Genomic DNA, 16,654 nt, shown 5'->3' with positions numbered 1-16,654 from the left:
GACTTATGCTGAGCGCCGACTGGGGAACCAAGGTCGCCGACGCCTCGAAGGTCTTCAAGCCCGCGGGACCGGGTCCGTTTCCGGTCGCCCTGATCCTGCACGGCTGCGGCGGCAAGACCCCGTTCCTGGAGACCTACGCCCAGGTGGCGGTGCAGGCCGGCTGGGCCGCCGTGGTGGTCGACAGCTTCAAGCCGCGCGGCATGTCCACCCTGGACGGCAAGCTGTTCGTCTGCACGGGCATGACGCTGCAGGGCCTCAAGCGCTCGGCCGACATCTTCGCCATGCTGGCCTGGCTGGAGCGCCAGCCCTGGGCCGACGCCCAGCGCGTGTTCCTGGCCGGCTGGAGCCATGGCGGCTGGTCGATCATGGACGGCTATGCGATCGGCGTGAACGCCGCCCGCGCCACCGGGATCGCCGACGCCGATCCGCTGAAGCTGCGGACCCGCGTCAAGGGCGCCCTGCTGGTCTATCCGTACGCGGCCTACCCCTCCCTCACCGCCAGCCGCGGCTGGGGCCAGGGCCCGAAGGTGTTCTCCGTGGTCGGCGGCAAGGACCAGGTGGTCGGCTGGAAATATCCGCAGAAGGCGCTGGAGCGCCTGAAGCGCGACGGCCTGGCGGTGGACACGGTCTTCTATCCCGACGCCACCCACGCCTTCGACGACGACCGCGCCAATGACCCGCGGGCCCGCTACCGCCCGGACCTGTTCAGCCAGACCCAGACCTATTTCGCCAAGGCGCTGGGCATCGTCCGCAACCTCTGAGCCCGGTCCGGCGCCCACGTCACTCCCGTGAAGATTGTGGATGGCGCGATTGTGTGCCAGGCTTGCGTCGTCTCGCGGGAGGTCTCTCATGAAGCTGGCGTCGATAGCGCGGTCCGCGCTCGTCCTGACCCTTTTGCTGGCGCCCGTCGCCTGCGCGCCCGTGGCCCCGCCGCCCAATCCCGTCGCCCAGGCCACCGCCGCCAGCCTGAAGGCCCAGACCCTGTCGCTGCTGGACGTGGCGGGCGATCCCTACGCCAACCACGCCGCCGAGGTGACAGCCCTGACCGCGAAGATCGACGCGGCGGCCAGCGCGGCGGCCGCCGATCCGCTCAACGCCCTGTCGGCCCGGCAGTGGGACGTGCTGCGCGACCCGAACCGCGCGCTCTACGGCGGCACGATCGCCCTGTGGCAGAGCCAGGGCACGCTGGGTCCGGCTTTCCGCGACCAGAAGAAGATCCAGATCGGCCGGGCGTTCGACTACATCCTGTGCCTGGAGGCCAACAAGGCCCAGACCACCTCTTGCGGCCAACCCGAGGAAGGCGGCGCGTCATGAGCCAGTTCGACGATTTCCTGGCGGCCGCCAAGGCCAACCTCACCGTCCTGGGCAAGGACAGCTTCGACGGCTATTCCGACCAGGTGAAAGCCATGGCCGAGGCCGCGCTCGACAAGGCCAAGGTCAATCTGGCGCTCTGGACGGGCCAGTTGGCGGCGGGCCAGCTGACCCAGGCCGAATTCGAGAACCTGGTGAAGGGCGAGACCGACCTGACCGAGATCGCCGGCTACACCGCCGCCGGCATCAGCCAGGCCGAGGCCCAGCGCCTGCGCGACGCGGTGACCGTCAGCGTGATCAACACCGCGATCGACACCTTCCTCAAGTCGCGCCCGGCAGGCTGACCGGGACGTCCGGCTAGGCCGGGACCGTCGCCGCCCCGCGCGCCCGGCGCAGGGGCATGGGGCCGCGATAGGCCAGCCGCCACAGCCATTCCAGCGGCCCCATGGTGAAGCGGGCCATCCACCAGTGCGACCACAGGATCTGGATCAGCCAGATCGTCGCGACGGCGGCGGCCAGGCCCGGCCGGTCGAGCCTGTTGTACAGGCCCGGCCCGCGTCCGCCGTACAGCAGCGCCGTCATCAGGATCGACTGGGTCAGGTAGTTGGTGAAGGCCATCTGGCCCACGGGGGCCAGGACGGCGGGGATCGCCTTCCAGACCCGGGTCCGCGTCGCCATGACCATCAGACTCACATAGCCCAGGCTGACCACGGGCGCGGTGGCGCTCTGCAGCCAGCGGGCCAGGGCGCGCGGCGCCCAGGGATGATCGGGCAGGACCATGTAGAGCGTCTCGGCCATGCCGACGATCGCCAGGGCGCCCAGACCCGCCCCGATCAGGGCCTTGTAGACGCCGCCGGACGCCTTGCCGCTCAGGACGCCCAGCTTGTAGAGGCCCATGCCGATCAGCATCAGCGACAGCACCAGGATCGGCCAGGTCTGCGGCCAGGTGGTGAACGAACTGAAGGTGAAGTCCCAGAAGTCCCGGGCGTTCTGGACGAAGGACTGCTGGAAGGTCCCGGCGTACTGGACGCTGTCGGCGTGGACCTTGCCCAGGAACTTGGCCATCTCGGCCGCCGAGGGGTCCGCGCCGCCCTGGGCCGCGTGCTGCAGCAGCTTCCACGCCGACCAGCCCGACAGCGACAGGTGCACGGCGATCCCCGCCTGCAGCAGGCGCTTGGCCGGCCAAGACCGGGCCCACAGCACCAGCAGGCCGACCACCGCATAGGTGTTGAGCACGTCGCCCTGCCAGATCACGAACCCATGGAACAGACCGATGGCCAGCAGGCTGACCAGGCGCAGGATCAGGATCCGCCGGCGCTCCCCGGCGTCGGCGCCCGCGCCGTCGCCGCCGACCATCAGGATCGAGCCGCCGAACAGCATGGCGAACATCGAATAGAACTTCTGCTGGAAGAACACCTGGGTGACCCACCAGACGGCCACCGACGCGGGTTCCATGCCCAGCGGCCACAGGGTGAGGCTGGTGGCCACCGAGTGCGGCTCGGCCGCGATCGGGATGTTGCACAACAGGATGCCCAGCACCGCCAGACCCCGCAGCGAGTCCAGCAGACCAATCCGTTCCTTGACCATGCACGCCCCCGAAACGCCTACCCGCGCCAATCGGCGGCGATCCTGGACCGACTTCGCGCCGGCGACAACCCTGGGTTACGCGGCCTCGGGGCCCTGGCGCGGCACACGGGCCAGGATGACGGCGCCGGTCGCCAGGAACAGGGCCGAGACCGCCACGGCGACGCGCTGGTCGCCGATCCAGCGGGTGCCGACGGCGATGACCAGCGGGGCCAGGAAGGCCGTGGCCTTGCCCGACAGGGCGTAGAGGCCGAACCACCGCCCGCTCTCGCCCGCCGGCGCCAGTTGGGCCATCCAGGCGCGCAAGGACGCCTGGGCCGGTCCGAAGGTCAGGCCGACGAACAGCGAGAAGCCCAGGAACACCCGCTCGGGCAGGCTGGCGAACAGGCCGCCGCCCGCGACCGGCGGCGCGACCCGGATCACGAAGGCCAGGGTGTCGCGACCGACCAGCCCCACGCCGAACGCCCCGAACAGCACCACGCCCGCAGCGATCAGCACCGTGGCCTTCGAGCCCAGCCTCTGGTCGACTCGCCCGCCGATGAAGGTGCCGATCCCGGCGGCCACCGACAGGGCGATGGCGTAGAGACCCAGCTGGGTGGTGGTCCAGCCGAACAGGCCGGCGGCCAGCACGCCGCCGAAGGCGATGAAGCTGGAGATGCCGTCGCCCAGCAGCATCCGGCCGATCAGGAAGCGCAGCATCCAGGGGCGGCGCGGCAACGAGCGCACCGTGGCCCACAGCTCGGCCAGCGGCTTCTGGCCGGCGATCTTGGGCGGCTGGGGCGCGATCAGCATCAGCGGCCAGGAGAAGGCCAGGAACCACACGGCCACCAGCGGCCCGACGATGCGGTCGGGCTCGTGCAGGGCCTTGGACAGGCCCAGCATCGGGACCTTGGGCAGGGAGAAGCCCAGCAGCACCACGAACAGGCTGACCAGCGCCCCCACATAGGCCAGGGCCCAGGCCGAGCCCGACAGCCGCCCCACCTGGCCGGGCTTGGCCACCAGGGGCAACAGGGCGTTCATCACCGAACCGCTGAGCTCGGCGCAGAGCCCGGCCACGACCAGGCAGATCAGGATCGGCAGGATGCGGCTCGCATCGCCCGGCACGGCCAGCCACAGGCCGGCGCTGGCCAGGACGAACGGGATCGCCAGGCCGATCAGCCAGACGCGCGGATTGCGCCGGGCGTCGACGCTGGCTCCGACCAGCGGGCTGAACACGGCGATCAGCAGGCCCGTGACCGCCCCCGCGTAGCCCAGCAGGCTCTGGCCCCGCGCCGCGTCGCCGACGAAGCCGGCGGCGAAATAGGGGGTGAAGATGAAGGTGGCGATCAGCGCCCAATACGGCTGCTGGGCCCACTCGTAGAGCGCCCACGCGGCCCGCTGCCGATCGCCTCTGTCCATCACGCGTCCCCCGAACGAGAGACGCTTATACGCGAAGCTTCTCCGGCTGGGGACACGCACATGTGCGTGTCCCCAATTCGGGCTACGACGCGCTCGCCAGGCCCCGCAGGGCGGCGTTGGCGATGGTCAGCTTGGCGAAGGTCCAGCCGCCGCCGGCCTGTTCGATGTCCTCGACCGTGCGCTTGGCGGCGCGGACGGCCTCGGTGCGCAGGGCGCCCCACGAGGTGACCGCCGCCTTGGCCGAGGCCTCGTCGTCGCCCGCCTGGGCGTTGGCGGCGAACTTCAGCACCGCCTGGGTGATCGCGGTCTGCTCGCTAAGCATGTCCTCGATCAGGCGGCGGACGGCCAGGCGCTCGAAGGCGTCGCCGCCGACAAACGAACCGGCCGCCGAGCGCAGGCGGTCGAAGCCATAGGCCGCGCCCACCTGGTGGTAGAGGCGGGCCACGTTCTCGACCGACCAGCTGGAGGCGTTGCCCAGGTCGACCAGGTCGGCCGCCGTGGTCACCGGCTGCAGGGCCGCCACGGCCAGAGCCAGGGCCTCGGGCGCGCCGTCGGCGACATAGGCCTTGGCCCGCTTGGCCACGGTCTTCTGCTCGAACGGCGACAGGATCGCCGTGCCCAGGCCCGACAGCGCCTTGACCGACGGCCCGTAGGCCTCGACCAGCTGCTTGACGGTGGACTTGTCCTTGAACGCCCGGCGGGCCAGCCAGAAGGTCAGGCTGCGCTGGGCGTAGGCCAGGGCCTTGTAAAGCGCCAGCTGGCCGCCGGCCGAGGCCTTGCCGTCCAGGGCCGAGACCTGGTCCCACAGGGCGTCGACGCCCAGGATCTCGCGGGCCGCGGCGAAGGCGATGACCAGGGCCGTGGTGTCGCAGCCGGCGGCGGCCTTCAGGCGGCTCGGGAAGGTCGGGCCGCACATGTTGATCATCTGGTTGTCCAGCACCGTGGCGATGATCTCGCGCCGCAGGCGGTGCTGCTGCATGGCCTCGCCGTACTGGCCCAGGGCCGGCGGGAAGTAGCCCTTCAGCGTCGCCTCGAACCACGGATCGTCGGGCGCCTGGGAGGCGACGATGTCGTCGAACAGGTCGATCTTGCCGTAGGCCAGCAGGACGGCCATTTCCGGCCGGGTCAGGCCCTTGCCGGCCTTCTCGCGTTCGGCCAGGGCCGCCGCCTCGGGCAGGCCCTCGACCTTGCGGTCCAGCCGTCCCTTGGCCTCCAGCTCGGCCATGAACCGGGCCTGGGACTCCACCTCCGAGACCGCGTCGCTCTCCATCAGCGACAGGGCCAGGGTCTGGTCGTAGTTGTCGGCCAGGACGTGGCTGGCCACGTCGTCGGTCATGGTCGGCAGCAGCTGGTTGCGGCTCTCGCGGGTCAGCTTGCCGCCGCGCTCCAGGATCCCGGTCAGGATCTTGATGTTGACCTCGTGGTCGGAGCTGTCGACGCCGGCCGAGTTGTCGATGGCGTCGGTGTTGATGTGGCCGCCAGCCTGGGCGAACTCGATGCGGCCCGCCTGGGTCAGGCCCAGGTTGGCGCCCTCGCCCACCACCTTGACCCGCAGGTCGGCGCCGTTGACGCGAATGGCGTCGTTGGCCTTGTCGCCGGCCTCGGCGTTGGTCTCGCCCTTGGCCTTCACATAGGTGCCGATGCCGCCGAGATACAGCAGCTCGGCCTTCGACTTGAGGATCGCGGTCAGCAGCTCGGCCGGCGAGACGCTCTCGGCCTTGATCTCGAACAGGGCCCGGACTTCCGGCGACAGCGGGATGGTCTTCAGCGAGCGGGCGAAGACCCCGCCGCCCTGGGAGATCAGGCTCTTGTCGTAGTCGTCCCACGACGAGCGCGGCAGCTTGAACATCCGGTCGCGCTCGGCCCACGACTTGGCCGCGTCCGGATCGGGGTCCAGGAAGATGTGGCGATGGTCGAAGGCGGCCAGCAGCCGGGTCTGCTTGGACAGCAGCATGCCGTTGCCGAACACGTCGCCCGACATGTCGCCCACGCCCACGGCGGTGAACGGCTCGGACTGGATGTCCTTGCCAAGCTCGCGGAAGTGGCGCTTGACCGCTTCCCAGGCGCCGCGGGCGGTGATGCCCATGACCTTGTGGTCGTAGCCCACCGAGCCGCCGGAGGCGAAGGCGTCGCCCAGCCAGAAGCCGTAGTCCTCGGCCACGCCGTTGGCGATGTCGGAGAAGGTGGCCGTGCCCTTGTCGGCGGCGACGACCAGATAGGGGTCCTCGCCGTCATGGGCGATCACCCCGGCCGGCGGAACGATCTTGTTGTCGGCGTCGATATTGTCGGTGATGTCCAGCAGCCCGGACAGGAAGGTCTTGTAGGCGCGGATCGCCTCGGCCTGGATGGCGTCGCGGTCGCCGCCGCGCGGCAGGTTCTTGGGGAAGAAGCCGCCCTTGGAGCCGACCGGCACGATGACCGCGTTCTTGACCTGCTGGGCCTTGACCAGCCCCAGCACCTCGGTGCGGAAGTCGTCGCGGCGGTCGGACCAGCGCAGGCCGCCGCGGGCGACGGGGCCGAAGCGCAGGTGCACGCCCTCGACGTGCGGGGCCGAGACGTAGATCTCGCGATAGGGCTTGGGAGCCGGCAGGTCCTCCAGCTCGCGCGAGGCGATCTTGTAGCTGATGTAGGGCTTGGGCTCGCCGTCGGGGCCGACCTGGAAGAAGTTGGTCCGTTGAATGGCGCCGATCAGGGCGGCGATGCGGCGCAGGACGCGGTCGGCGTCCAGGCTCTCCACCGCCTGCAGGGCCTCGACGATGCTGGCCTGCACCGCCTTGGCCTGCTCCTCGCGGGCGGCCAGGTCGGCGTGCACGGCCGGGTCGAACTTGATGCGGAACAGGTCGAGGATCAGGCGGGTGACGCCCGGGTTGTCCGACAGCGCCTGCTCCTGCACGCCCTGGCTGGGGTCCAGGCCCGACTGCTGGCGATAGCGGGCCAGGGCGCGGACCAGGGCGGCCTCGCGCCAGCCGACGCCCAGCTCCAGCACCAGCCGGTTGAAGCCGTCGCTCTCGGCGCGACCGGTCCAGATGGCGACGAAGGCGGCCTCGAAGGCGGTCTTGATGTCGCCGAACGACAGGTGCTCGCCGCGCTCGTCGCGCAGGACGAATTCGTGGACCCAGAGCTTTTCACCGCCCGGGGTCAGCTTGAAGCCGTCCTCGATCAGGGCCTTCAGGCCCATGTGCTCCAGGATCGGCAGCACGTCGGCCAGGGGCGCGGCGGCGCCGGGGCGATAGAGCTTGAAGCGGAAGGTCAGCTTGTCGTCGTCGGCGCGGCGGAAGGCGCGGACCCGCACGGCCTCGTCGGCGGCCAGGTCGTCGACCACGGCCAGGTCGGCCAGGGCCTCGGCGGCGTCGTACTGGTCGCGATAGCCCGGCGGGAATGCGGCCTGCCAGCGGGCCAGGGTCTGGACCACGCGGCCCGGGGCCCCGCCGTCGCGGACGGCGGCCTCGAAGCGGTCCTCCCAGGTGCGGGCGGTCTCGGCGACGGCGGCTTCCAGCGCGGCCAGGTCCGGCTCGCCGTGCTTGCCCGGCGTCACGCCGATCACATAGTGCACGCGGGCCAGGGGCGCGTCGGAGAAGCTGGGATAGTAGGCGCTGACCCGGCCTTCGTAGGCGTCGGCCAGGATCTTGCCGGCCCGCTCGCGCACGCCGCTGTCGTAGCGCTCGCGCGGCACGAACATCAGCACCGAGATGAAGCGGTCGAACGGATCGTTCCGGGCGAACAACCGCACGCGCGGCCGGTCGTAGAGGTGCAGCACCCCCATGGCCATCGACAGCAGCTCGTCTTCCGAGATTTGGAACAGCTCGTCGCGCGGCCAGGTCTCCAGGATGTTGCGCAGGCGCTTGCCGCTATGGCCCTCGGGATCCTTGCCGGCCTCCTTGAGGACGTGCTTCACCTTGCGGCGGATGACCGGCACCTCGTGGGCGGGCGTCTCGTAGGCCTCGGCGGTGAACAGGCCCACGAACCGGACCTCGCCCGAGGGCTTGCCGTCGGCGCCGTACCGGCGCACCCCGACATAGTCCATGTAGCCGCGACGGTGGACCTTGGAGCGCAGGTTCGACTTGGCCACCACCAGGGGCGCGCCCAGCAGCAGGTGGTCGCGGACCTGGGGCGACAGGATCGCCGGCTCGCTGCCCCGGCGCAGCACGGTCAGGGTCTGGTCGCGGAGCACGCCCAGGCTGCCCTCGGGCTGGTACAGCGGCTCCTCGGCCGCGTAGCCGCCGTCGGGCGTGCGGGGATATTCGTAGACCCGGGCGCCCAGGAACACGAACCGGTCGCCCTCCAGCCAGTCCAGGAAGTCCAGGCTTTCCTCGCGCTGGTTCTCGGCGATCGGCGCCTTGGAGGCGCGCAGTTCGTCGATCGTGCGGCGGATCAGGGCCTTCATGGCGTCGAAGTCGTCGACGGCCAGCTGGACGTCGGCCAGGGCGTCGCGGACGGCCTCGACCAGGGCGGCCTCACGGTCCTCGCCCACCGGGGCCAGATAGACCTGGATCATCGAGCGGCGGCCGGCGGGGGTCGCGATCACCGGGTGGAACATCGCCCGCACCGAGAAGCCCTGCTCGGCGATGGCGCCCATGATGCTGTCGACCAGGAACGGACGGTCGGGCTGGACGATCTCCAACAGGTCGCTCTTCAGGTCCGTACCGCCATCCAAGCCAGGGGCGGCCCGGACCGCCGGGCGGACGCGGATGCAGAGCGGCTCGCAGGCGGCTTCGCCGAAGCGCCAGAAGTCGACCAGGGCGTGGGCGATGTCGCCGGCCTCGAAGCCGGGCAGCTCCTCTGCCGACCAGTCCTCCTGGACCTGGGCGGCGAACTGGGCCTGCGGTGCGGTGAGCGTCTCCTGCCCCAGGGCCTTGCCGAAGGCCGAAACCAAGCCGCTCGAAGGGGTAGCGGCTGCCTTGGGGTCAAGTTTTGCACCGACCATGGGATTTCCTCGCGAATTTTTGGCGACAACCTAGCCCTTCCCGGCCAGGTTTCAACCTTAACCAGGGAAAAGCACGGAATATCTTACCAAGGCGGAAATCCCAGGCGGCGGACACGGAAGCGCCGCCGGTTGGGGGGAACCGGCGGCGCGGGCCCGCCGGGGGGAGGCGGGCGATTCCGCGTCGGACGCTCCAGGAAAACGGTCTGCGTCGCGCGGGGTCGGCATGGGGGGCTGCCGACAGGATGTAGATAGGAAGGCCATTTGGGATTTTAAGCCCCCTTGGTCGACTTCTGTCGCGAAGACGACTCCGCGCCGGCTTTTTTGTCCGACGGCGGCTTGCCGGAGGCGCCCGGCGCCCGACGGTTCAGGCTGTCGCCGCTGGGATCGCCGTCTTCCGACAGCAGGATGGCGATCCAGCGCGTGCCGTCGAACTGGGCCAGGATCAGCATCGCCGCCACGGTCAGGGGCGTGGACAGGAACATGCCGGTCACGCCCCACAGGGCGCCCCAGACCGCCAGGGACAGCAGGACGACGGTCGGGTCCATGTTCAGGCTGTCGCCCTGCATGCGCGGATAGATCACGTTGCCGACCACGAAGAAGATCAGCTCCAGGCAGCCGAACAGGATCAGGGCCGGCCAGAAGCTGTCGGGGAACTGCACCAGGGCGAACAGCGGCGGCAGGATGCAGCCGATCGCGCCGCCGATAATCGGGATGTAGGCGGCCACGAAGATCAGGAAGGCCCAGAACAGGGCGTTGTCCAGGCGCAGCAGCATCATCACCACCCAGGCGGCGACGGCGATCATCAGGCCGGTGACGGTCTGGATCCACAGGTACTGCTCCACCCCGTTGCGGATGCGCTGGAACAGCTGCATCGCGCCGTCGCGCTCGGCATGGTGGGGATAGAGCGCGACGATCTTGCGACTGAACCCCCGCCGCGAGGCGATGATGAAGCCCAGATAGATCAGCACCAAGATGGCGCTGGAGGCGAAATTCTGCAGGCTCTGGGCGGCGGCCCCCGCGTATTTGCTGGGATTGAGCTGGTTGATCAGGTCGCCGATCGTCGGCGCCACCTTGATGCCGACCAGGGAAGCCACCTTGGCGATCACCTCGTTCAGCCGCGGGGCGTAGTCGCGGATCTGGCTCACGAACTCCGCGCCGTTCGACGTCACCACCCAGACCGCGCCGGCGAACATGCCGATCGACAGGACGATGGCGCTGGGCAGGGCCAGGGCCTTGGGAAAGCGCGGCACCCGTTCGATCAGCACGCGGGCGAAGCTGTCGATCATCACGGCCAGAAACACGGCCATGGCCAGGGGCGTCAGGATGTCCTGCATCCAGTACAGCGCCGCGCCGCCGGCGATGACCGCCAGGAACACCAGGGCGTTGCGACCGGTGATCGACGCGGGAATGGCCATCGGGGATATCTCTTTCTCGGTCGGCGTCGGCTAGAGCGTCTGCATAAAGACTGGGGCCACATTGCGCGAGCCGATTGGCGGCGCGCAAGGCCGGGGCTAGGCTTAAGTCCCCAATGTGAAGGACGTTGCGTATGACCCTGGCGATCGGCGAAGGCGAAATCCTCATCGGGCTCAGCCAGGGAGGGGCCGGCGACGGGCCGGTGACCCAGCGCCTGGACCGCTCCAACCGCCACGGCGTGGTGGCCGGCGCGACCGGAACGGGCAAGACCGTCACCCTCCAGGTCATGGCCCAGGCCTTCGCCGACGCGGGCGTTCCGGTGTTCGCCGCCGACGTGAAGGGCGACCTCTCCGGCGTGGCCATGACCGGCGCGCCGAACGCCCAGATGCAGGAGCGCGCCGCGTCCATGGGCCTGGCCCTGACCCCGTCCGCCCCGCCCGTGGTGTTCTGGGACCTGTTCGGCCAGAAGGGCCACCCGATCCGCACCACCATCTCCGAGATGGGCCCGGTGCTGCTGTCGCGGCTGCTCGAGCTGAACGACGTGCAGGAGGGCGTGCTGACCGTGGTCTTCCACGTCGCCGACCAGGACGGCCTGCTGCTGCTGGACCTGAAGGACCTGCAGGCGGCCCTGAAATACGTCGCCGACCACGCCGCCGAGATCGGCACGCAATACGGCAACGTCTCGCCGGCCACGGTGGGCGCGATCCAGCGCAAGCTGCTGACCCTGCAGAGCCAGGGGGCCGAGAACTTCTTCGGCGAACCGGCCCTGAAGCTGGCCGACATCATGCGCACCGACGCAGCCGGGCGCGGCTACGTCAACCTGCTGGCGGCCGACCGGCTGATCCAGTCGCCCAAGCTCTATTCGACCTTCCTGCTGTGGCTGCTGTCGGAGCTGTTCGAGGAGCTGCCCGAGGTGGGCGACCCGGACAAGCCCAAGCTGGTGTTCTTCTTCGACGAGGCCCACCTGCTGTTCAACGACGCGGAAAAGCCGCTGCTGGAGAAGATCGAGCAGGTCGTGCGGCTGATCCGTTCGAAGGGCGTGGGCATCTATTTCGTCACCCAGAACCCGGCCGACATCCCCGACGCCGTGCTGGGCCAGCTGGGCGCGCGGGTGCAGCACGCGCTGCGGGCCTACACCCCGGCCGACCAGAAGGGCCTGAAGGCCGCCGCCCAGTCGTTCCGCGAAAACCCCGCCTTCGACACGGCCGACACCATCCAGGCCCTGGGCGTGGGCGAGGCGCTGATCTCGACCCTCGACGCCAAGGGCGCGCCCTGCATGGTCCAGAAGACCCTGATCCGCCCGCCGGCCTCGCGCCTGGGTCCGCTGACGCCGGAGGAGCGCGCCGCCCTGATCGCCCGGAGCCCGGTCGCCGGGCTCTACGACCAGGCGCTGGACCGCGAGTCCGCCTACGAGATCCTGCAGGGCCGCGCGGTCCAGGCCCAGCGGCAGGCCCAGGACGCCGCCACGGCGGCCGAGGCCGAGCGCCAGCGCGCGGCCGCCGAAAAGGTCCGGGAACGGGAGGAAGCGCGCGAGGCCCGGGCCGCGCCGCGTCCCCGGGCGTCCAGCCGCCAGTCCGTGGCCGAGGCGTTCGCCACCTCGCTGGTCCGCACGATCGCCAGCCAGGCCGGCCGCGAGATCATGCGCGGCCTGCTGGGCGGCATGTCGCGGCGGCGGTAAGCTGCTCTAAGCGGCCTTGCGGCGGCGCGGCTTCTTCGGCGCGGCTTCCGGCTTGTAGGCCGAGGTCGCGCTGGCCAGGGTCCAGGCTGAAATGGCGTCGACGGGCGACGGGCGGCCGATGGCGTAGCCCTGCAGCTCGGCGCAGTTCTCGCCGCGCAGGAAGTCGATCTGCTCCTGGGTCTCCACGCCCTCGGCCACGCAGGGGATCTCCAGGCTGCGGCCCAGGCCCAGCACGGCGCGGACGATCACGGTCGCGCGGTCGTGGCGGTGGATGTTCTCGACGAAGCTCTTGTCGATCTTGATCTTGTCGAACGGGAACGACTGCAGGGTCGACAGGGACGAGAAGCCGGTGCCGAAGTCGTCCATGGCGATGCGCACGCCCAGGGCCTTCAGCCGGCGCAGGTTGTCCAGCGCCCGCTGATAGTCCTTGAACAGGGCGCTTTCGGTGATCTCCAGCTCCAGCCGCTTGGGCGACAGGCCGGTGGCCACCAGCACCTCGTGCACCAGGGTCGGCAGGTTGGGCTGGTTCAGCTGCAGCGGCGACAGGTTGACCGCGATGCGCAGCGGCCGCTCCCAGGTGACGGCGTCGGCGCAGGCGCGACGCAGGACCCACTCGCCCAGCTGGGTGATCAGGCCGTTCTCCTCGGCGACCGGGATGAACTCCAGCGGCGGGACCATGCCGCGCACCGGGTGGTTCCAGCGCACCAGGGCCTCGAAGCCGCACACCTCGCCGTCGGCCGCCTTGGCCAGCGGCTGGTAGTAGACGACCAGGTCCTCGTCGGCGATCGCCTGACGCAGCTCGCGGGCCAGGGTCCGGCGCTCGCGGATCGACTCGTCCATCTCGCGCTTGAAGAAGCGATAGGCGCCGCGGCCGCTTTCCTTGGCGCGGTACAGGGCCATGTCGGCGTTGGCCAGCAGGGCCTCGGCGGTGCGGCCGTCGTCGGGGAACAGCGACACGCCCAGGCTGGCGCCCATGGCCAGCTCCTGGCCTTCGTGGGTCGCCGGGGCCGCCAGGGCCTCCAGCAGCCGGCCGGCCAGTTCGGCGGCGGCGGCGGGCTGGTCGCCGGCGGCCACCTGGACGACGATGAACTCGTCGCCGCCGAGGCGGGCCGCGAAGGACGGGGCCGTCAGGCTGTCCTGCAGACGACGCGCGGTCTCGACCAGCAGGGCGTCGCCCGCAAGGTGGCCGTGCAGGTCGTTGGCTTCCTTGAAGTGGTCAAGGTCGATGCAGATCAGCGACAGGCTCTCGCCCGAGGCCTCGACGCGGTCGAGGGCGGCGGCCAGGCGGGCCTGCAGCGAATTGCGGTTGGGCAGGCCGGTCAGGCCGTCGTGTTCGGCCAGATAGCGGATCTTCTCCTCGGCCGAGCGGCGTTCGCGCAGGTCGCGGACCGCCAGCACCGTCAGGCCCGAGGTCTCCTGGCGGGCGCCGTCGTCCATCAGGCGCGAGAACACCTCGACCGGGATCGCCCGGCCGCCGTCGGCCGGTTGCAGCACGCCTTCGCGGCGCACGCCCTCGCGGGGCGGCCCGTCGGTGTCGAAGGTCAGCAGGTTGGACAGGGGCGAGCGCAGCAGGCCGTCCAGGTCGAGGCCCACCAGCTCGCAGAAGGCGGCGTTGGCGTCGTTGATGCGGCCGTCCTGGACCACCACGATGCCCTCGTAGGCGGCGTTGGCCAGGCGGCGGATGCGGTCCAGGGCCGAGCGGCTGGTCGAGGACTCGATGGCCACCGCGCCCAGGCCGCCCAGGATGATCATGCCGGTGATCGAGGTCACGGCCAGGGTCAGGATCGCGCCCGACAGCATCTGGTCGGGCACGTTGATCGAAGGATCGGGCACGATGGTGATCGCGCCCATGCCGATGAAGTGCAGGGCGCAGACGCCCAGGGTCAGGATCGCGCCGCCGCCCAGCTGCTTGAGCAGGCTGCGCGCGCGGCCGGCCAGCTGCAGCGCGCCCGCCGCGCCGACGACGCCGGCCAGGACCGACAGGGCGATGACGGCCTGCTCCCACTGCACGAAGCCCTGGGTCACGAAGGCCGACATGCCGGTGTAGTGCATGGCGGCGATGCCCATGCCCAGGATCAGGCCGCCGGCGAAGTCGTTGGTCCGCGTGCGCTGGGCCGAGGCCACGGCGAAGCCGCCGGCCATGAACAGCACCGCGATCATCAGCGACAGCAGGGTGCCCGAAGGGCTGTAGCCGGTCTTCAGGCCGGGGCTGTAGGCGACCATGGCGATGAAGTGGGTGGCCCAAACGCCCGATCCGGCCACTAGGCCGGTCAGCAGCAGCCACGCGGCCCGGACCACGCCCTTGGCTCCGCGCATGCGCGAATAGAGCCGGAACGCCGTGAAGCAGGCGGCGAAGCAGATCAGTCCGGCGACCACGACCAAACGCAGGTCATGCTCCGTCGTCAGGCAGGTCAAAACCTTCAGCAAGCGCAGGTCCCCCAGGGCATTCGTCCTATGAATACCGGGGAAGATGCAAAAAAAGCGTTTCGCTATAAGGCCGTGTTCTGAAGGCCTAGTCCACGGCCTCGGCGAGGCCCTTGCGCCGCGACAGCTGATGTTCCCGCCAGCTGATGAAGAGGGTCGAGGCCACGACGATCGCCGCGCCCAGCAGCACGGCCGGACTGGGCGTCTCGTGGAACAGCACCAGGCCGGCGACCACCGCGAACACCAGGCGGGTATAGTCGATCGGCGCCATCACCGCCGCCTCGCCCGCCTCCATGCCCTTGATGTAGCAGCCCTGGGTCAGGGTGCCGATCACGCCCATCAGGGCCAGCAGGCCCAGGTCCGGCCAGGTGGGCCAGCGCCAGACGAACAGGGCCGGCGGGATCGAGAAGACCAGGCCCAGCCCGGCCGCGTAGACCAGCAGGGTGAAGGGCGAATGGTCGCGGGTCATCACCTTCATGCCGGTGATGGTCAGGGCGAACAGCAGGGCCGAGGCCAGGGCCGCCGCCTGCGGCCAGCCCAGCCAGTGGGCAGCGCCCGCCCCGCCCGGCTTCAGCATGACCAGCACCCCGACGAAGCCGACCAGGGCCGCGCCGATCCGCAGGGGTCCGACCGGCTCGCGCAGCACCAGCCCCGCCAGCGGCACCAGCCACAGGGTGCGGGTGAACGACAGGGCGTTGGCGTCGGCCAGCGGCAGTTCCTGATAGGCGTAGAAGGCCAGGATCATCGCCAGCACCCCGGCGCTGGACCGGAAGACCAGGATGCCGGGCCGCGTGGTCCGCAGGGCCCCGCGCCAGTCGCGCGCCACCAGCGGCAGCAGGATCACCGCCCCCGCCAGCTGCCGGTAGAAGGTCTGCAGCGCGGCCGGATAGCCCGCTCCCAGATACTTGATCAGGGTGGTCATGGCGGTGAACAGCACCGCCGAGGCCAGCATCCACAAGGCTCCGCGCAGGTTCGGCGTCAGGCGGGACCCGAACGTCCGCCCGGCGGCGATCACGCTCACTGGGCCAGGCTCACTGGGTTTGCGAGGCGATCATCGCCGCCCGCATCTGCTCGGCCTGTTCCGGCGTGATGCCCATGGCCGACAGCAGCGGCGAGGGCGAGGCGCGGTCCCAGGCGTGGCGGCCGCCGACCGTGATCCCGCCGTCCACCACGATGTGCGTGCCGGTGACGAACTCTGAATCGTCGCTGGCCAGGTAGAGGGCGGCGCGGGCGATGTCGTCGGGCAGGCCGGCCTTGGGGATCGGCTGGATCTTCGGCCCGACCTCGGCGACGCGGGCGGCCATCTGGTCGGCGACCTCGCGCGGCAGGCCCATCGAGGCGCCGAAGATCGAGGTGGCGATCAGGCCGGGGCAGATGGCGTTGACCCGGACCTTCAGCGGCGACAGCTCGGCCGCCGCGCACTTGCTCATGTGGATCACCGCCGCCTTGGCCGTCGAATAGGCCAGGGGCCCGAAGCCCGCCTGCAGGCCGGCGATCGAGGCGGTGTTGATGATGCTGCCGCCGCCGCGCTCCAGCATCAGCGGCAGGGCGTGCTTCATGCCCAGCACCGGCCCGCGCAGCAGCAGGGCGAAGGTGGCGTCCCAGCCCTCGGCGGTCATGTCGGCCACGCCGTTGGGCGCGCCGCCCATGCCAGCGTTGTTGAACAGGATGTCGAGGCCGCCGAAGGCCTCCTGCGCCAGTTCCACCGCCGCGGCGATCTGGCTTTCGTGGGTGACGTCGCACGGCGCGAAGCGGACCTTGCCGGGGAAACGCTTCTCCAGCATCGCCCCCTTCTCGGCCTGCAGGTCGGCGGCGACGACGCTCGCGCCCTGCGCCACGAACAGTTCCACCGTTCCCAGGCCGATGCCCGAGCACCCGCCGGTGACCACCGCAACCTTGCCGTCCAGACGTCCCGTCATGCG

The 16,654-nt window shown here is 70.5% G+C and carries 11 protein-coding genes; 4 read left to right on the top strand and 7 right to left on the bottom strand.

The genetic code is table 11. The annotated features are described in order from the left end of the window. The first annotated feature begins 5 nt into the window (after positions 1–5). From BR39_RS0109895 to BR39_RS0109885, 3 genes are all read left to right on the top strand, one after another. A complete protein-coding gene (locus tag BR39_RS0109895) occupies positions 6–761 on the top strand; it encodes a dienelactone hydrolase family protein (RefSeq protein WP_029910707.1) in 756 nt (251 codons plus the stop codon). Positions 762–849: 88 nt separating this feature from the next. Further along, positions 850–1,314, top strand: coding sequence for a hypothetical protein (locus tag BR39_RS0109890; RefSeq protein ID WP_051695375.1), 465 nt, complete (start codon positions 850–852; stop codon positions 1,312–1,314). Next, positions 1,311–1,655: a hypothetical protein gene (locus BR39_RS0109885; RefSeq protein WP_029910700.1), complete on the top strand. Its 345-nt coding sequence runs from the start codon at positions 1,311–1,313 to the stop codon at positions 1,653–1,655. Before BR39_RS0109890 ends, BR39_RS0109885 begins: the two co-directional genes overlap by 4 nt. A 13-nt stretch (positions 1,656–1,668) precedes the next feature. Here BR39_RS0109885 and BR39_RS0109880 read toward each other — a convergent pair whose 3' ends face one another. The 4 genes from BR39_RS0109880 to BR39_RS0109865 all read right to left on the bottom strand — a co-directional run bounded on the left by BR39_RS0109880 (position 1,669) and on the right by BR39_RS0109865 (position 10,632). Further along, entirely contained in the window at positions 1,669–2,898 is a 1,230-nt protein-coding gene (locus BR39_RS0109880) for a DUF418 domain-containing protein (RefSeq protein ID WP_029910697.1), read from the bottom strand. A 75-nt stretch (positions 2,899–2,973) separates the two neighbouring features. Continuing rightward, on the bottom strand, positions 2,974–4,293 hold the full coding sequence (locus tag BR39_RS0109875) for an MFS transporter (RefSeq protein WP_029910694.1): 1,320 nt from the start codon (positions 4,291–4,293) through the stop codon (positions 2,974–2,976). Between the two features lie 82 nt (positions 4,294–4,375). Next, a complete protein-coding gene (locus BR39_RS0109870; protein WP_029910691.1) occupies positions 4,376–9,217 on the bottom strand; it encodes an NAD-glutamate dehydrogenase in 4,842 nt (1,613 codons plus the stop codon). A gap of 269 nt (positions 9,218–9,486) precedes the next feature. Beyond that, a complete protein-coding gene (locus tag BR39_RS0109865; protein ID WP_029910677.1) occupies positions 9,487–10,632 on the bottom strand; it encodes an AI-2E family transporter in 1,146 nt (381 codons plus the stop codon). 131 nt (positions 10,633–10,763) lie between these two features. Here BR39_RS0109865 and BR39_RS0109860 point away from each other — a divergent pair, with 131 nt between their 5' ends. Continuing rightward, complete coding sequence (locus BR39_RS0109860) at positions 10,764–12,308, top strand: helicase HerA-like domain-containing protein (RefSeq protein ID WP_029910674.1); 1,545 nt, start codon at positions 10,764–10,766, stop codon at positions 12,306–12,308. 6 nt (positions 12,309–12,314) lie between these two features. Here the strand turns inward: BR39_RS0109860 and BR39_RS0109855 are convergent, their stop codons facing one another. The 3 genes from BR39_RS0109855 to BR39_RS0109845 all read right to left on the bottom strand — a co-directional run bounded on the left by BR39_RS0109855 (position 12,315) and on the right by BR39_RS0109845 (position 16,651). Beyond that, the gene (locus BR39_RS0109855) at positions 12,315–14,750 is read right to left on the bottom strand and encodes a bifunctional diguanylate cyclase/phosphodiesterase (RefSeq protein WP_051695372.1); all 2,436 of its coding nucleotides are present in this window, start codon (positions 14,748–14,750) and stop codon (positions 12,315–12,317) included. Positions 14,751–14,820: 70 nt separating this feature from the next. Beyond that, a complete protein-coding gene (locus BR39_RS0109850; protein WP_035018332.1) occupies positions 14,821–15,714 on the bottom strand; it encodes a DMT family transporter in 894 nt (297 codons plus the stop codon). A 49-nt stretch (positions 15,715–15,763) separates the two neighbouring features. Beyond that, on the bottom strand, positions 15,764–16,651 hold the full coding sequence (locus BR39_RS0109845; protein WP_029910663.1) for an SDR family NAD(P)-dependent oxidoreductase: 888 nt from the start codon (positions 16,649–16,651) through the stop codon (positions 15,764–15,766). Between the last annotated feature and the right edge of the window lie 3 nt (positions 16,652–16,654).

This window comes from Caulobacter sp. UNC358MFTsu5.1 (assembly GCF_000712075.1).
Lineage (GTDB): Bacteria > Pseudomonadota > Alphaproteobacteria > Caulobacterales > Caulobacteraceae > Caulobacter.
Note: the sequence above shows the minus strand (reverse complement) of the source record. Positions and strands in the feature narration are given on the sequence as shown.

Excerpts from the sequence above, each read along its gene's own strand:
- BR39_RS0109890 (WP_051695375.1), top strand. The coding sequence starts at position 850 with ATGAAGCTGGCGTCGATAGCGCGGTCCGCGCTCGTCCTGACCCTTTTG.
- BR39_RS0109865 (WP_029910677.1), bottom strand. The coding sequence starts at position 10,632 with ATGGCCATTCCCGCGTCGATCACCGGTCGCAACGCCCTGGTGTTCCTG.
- BR39_RS0109880 (WP_029910697.1), bottom strand. The coding sequence starts at position 2,898 with ATGGTCAAGGAACGGATTGGTCTGCTGGACTCGCTGCGGGGTCTGGCG.
- BR39_RS0109870 (WP_029910691.1), bottom strand. The coding sequence starts at position 9,217 with ATGGTCGGTGCAAAACTTGACCCCAAGGCAGCCGCTACCCCTTCGAGC.
- BR39_RS0109895 (WP_029910707.1), top strand. The coding sequence starts at position 6 with ATGCTGAGCGCCGACTGGGGAACCAAGGTCGCCGACGCCTCGAAGGTC.
- BR39_RS0109875 (WP_029910694.1), bottom strand. The coding sequence starts at position 4,293 with ATGGACAGAGGCGATCGGCAGCGGGCCGCGTGGGCGCTCTACGAGTGG.
- BR39_RS0109845 (WP_029910663.1), bottom strand. The coding sequence starts at position 16,651 with ATGACGGGACGTCTGGACGGCAAGGTTGCGGTGGTCACCGGCGGGTGC.
- BR39_RS0109860 (WP_029910674.1), top strand. The coding sequence starts at position 10,764 with ATGACCCTGGCGATCGGCGAAGGCGAAATCCTCATCGGGCTCAGCCAG.
- BR39_RS0109885 (WP_029910700.1), top strand. The coding sequence starts at position 1,311 with ATGAGCCAGTTCGACGATTTCCTGGCGGCCGCCAAGGCCAACCTCACC.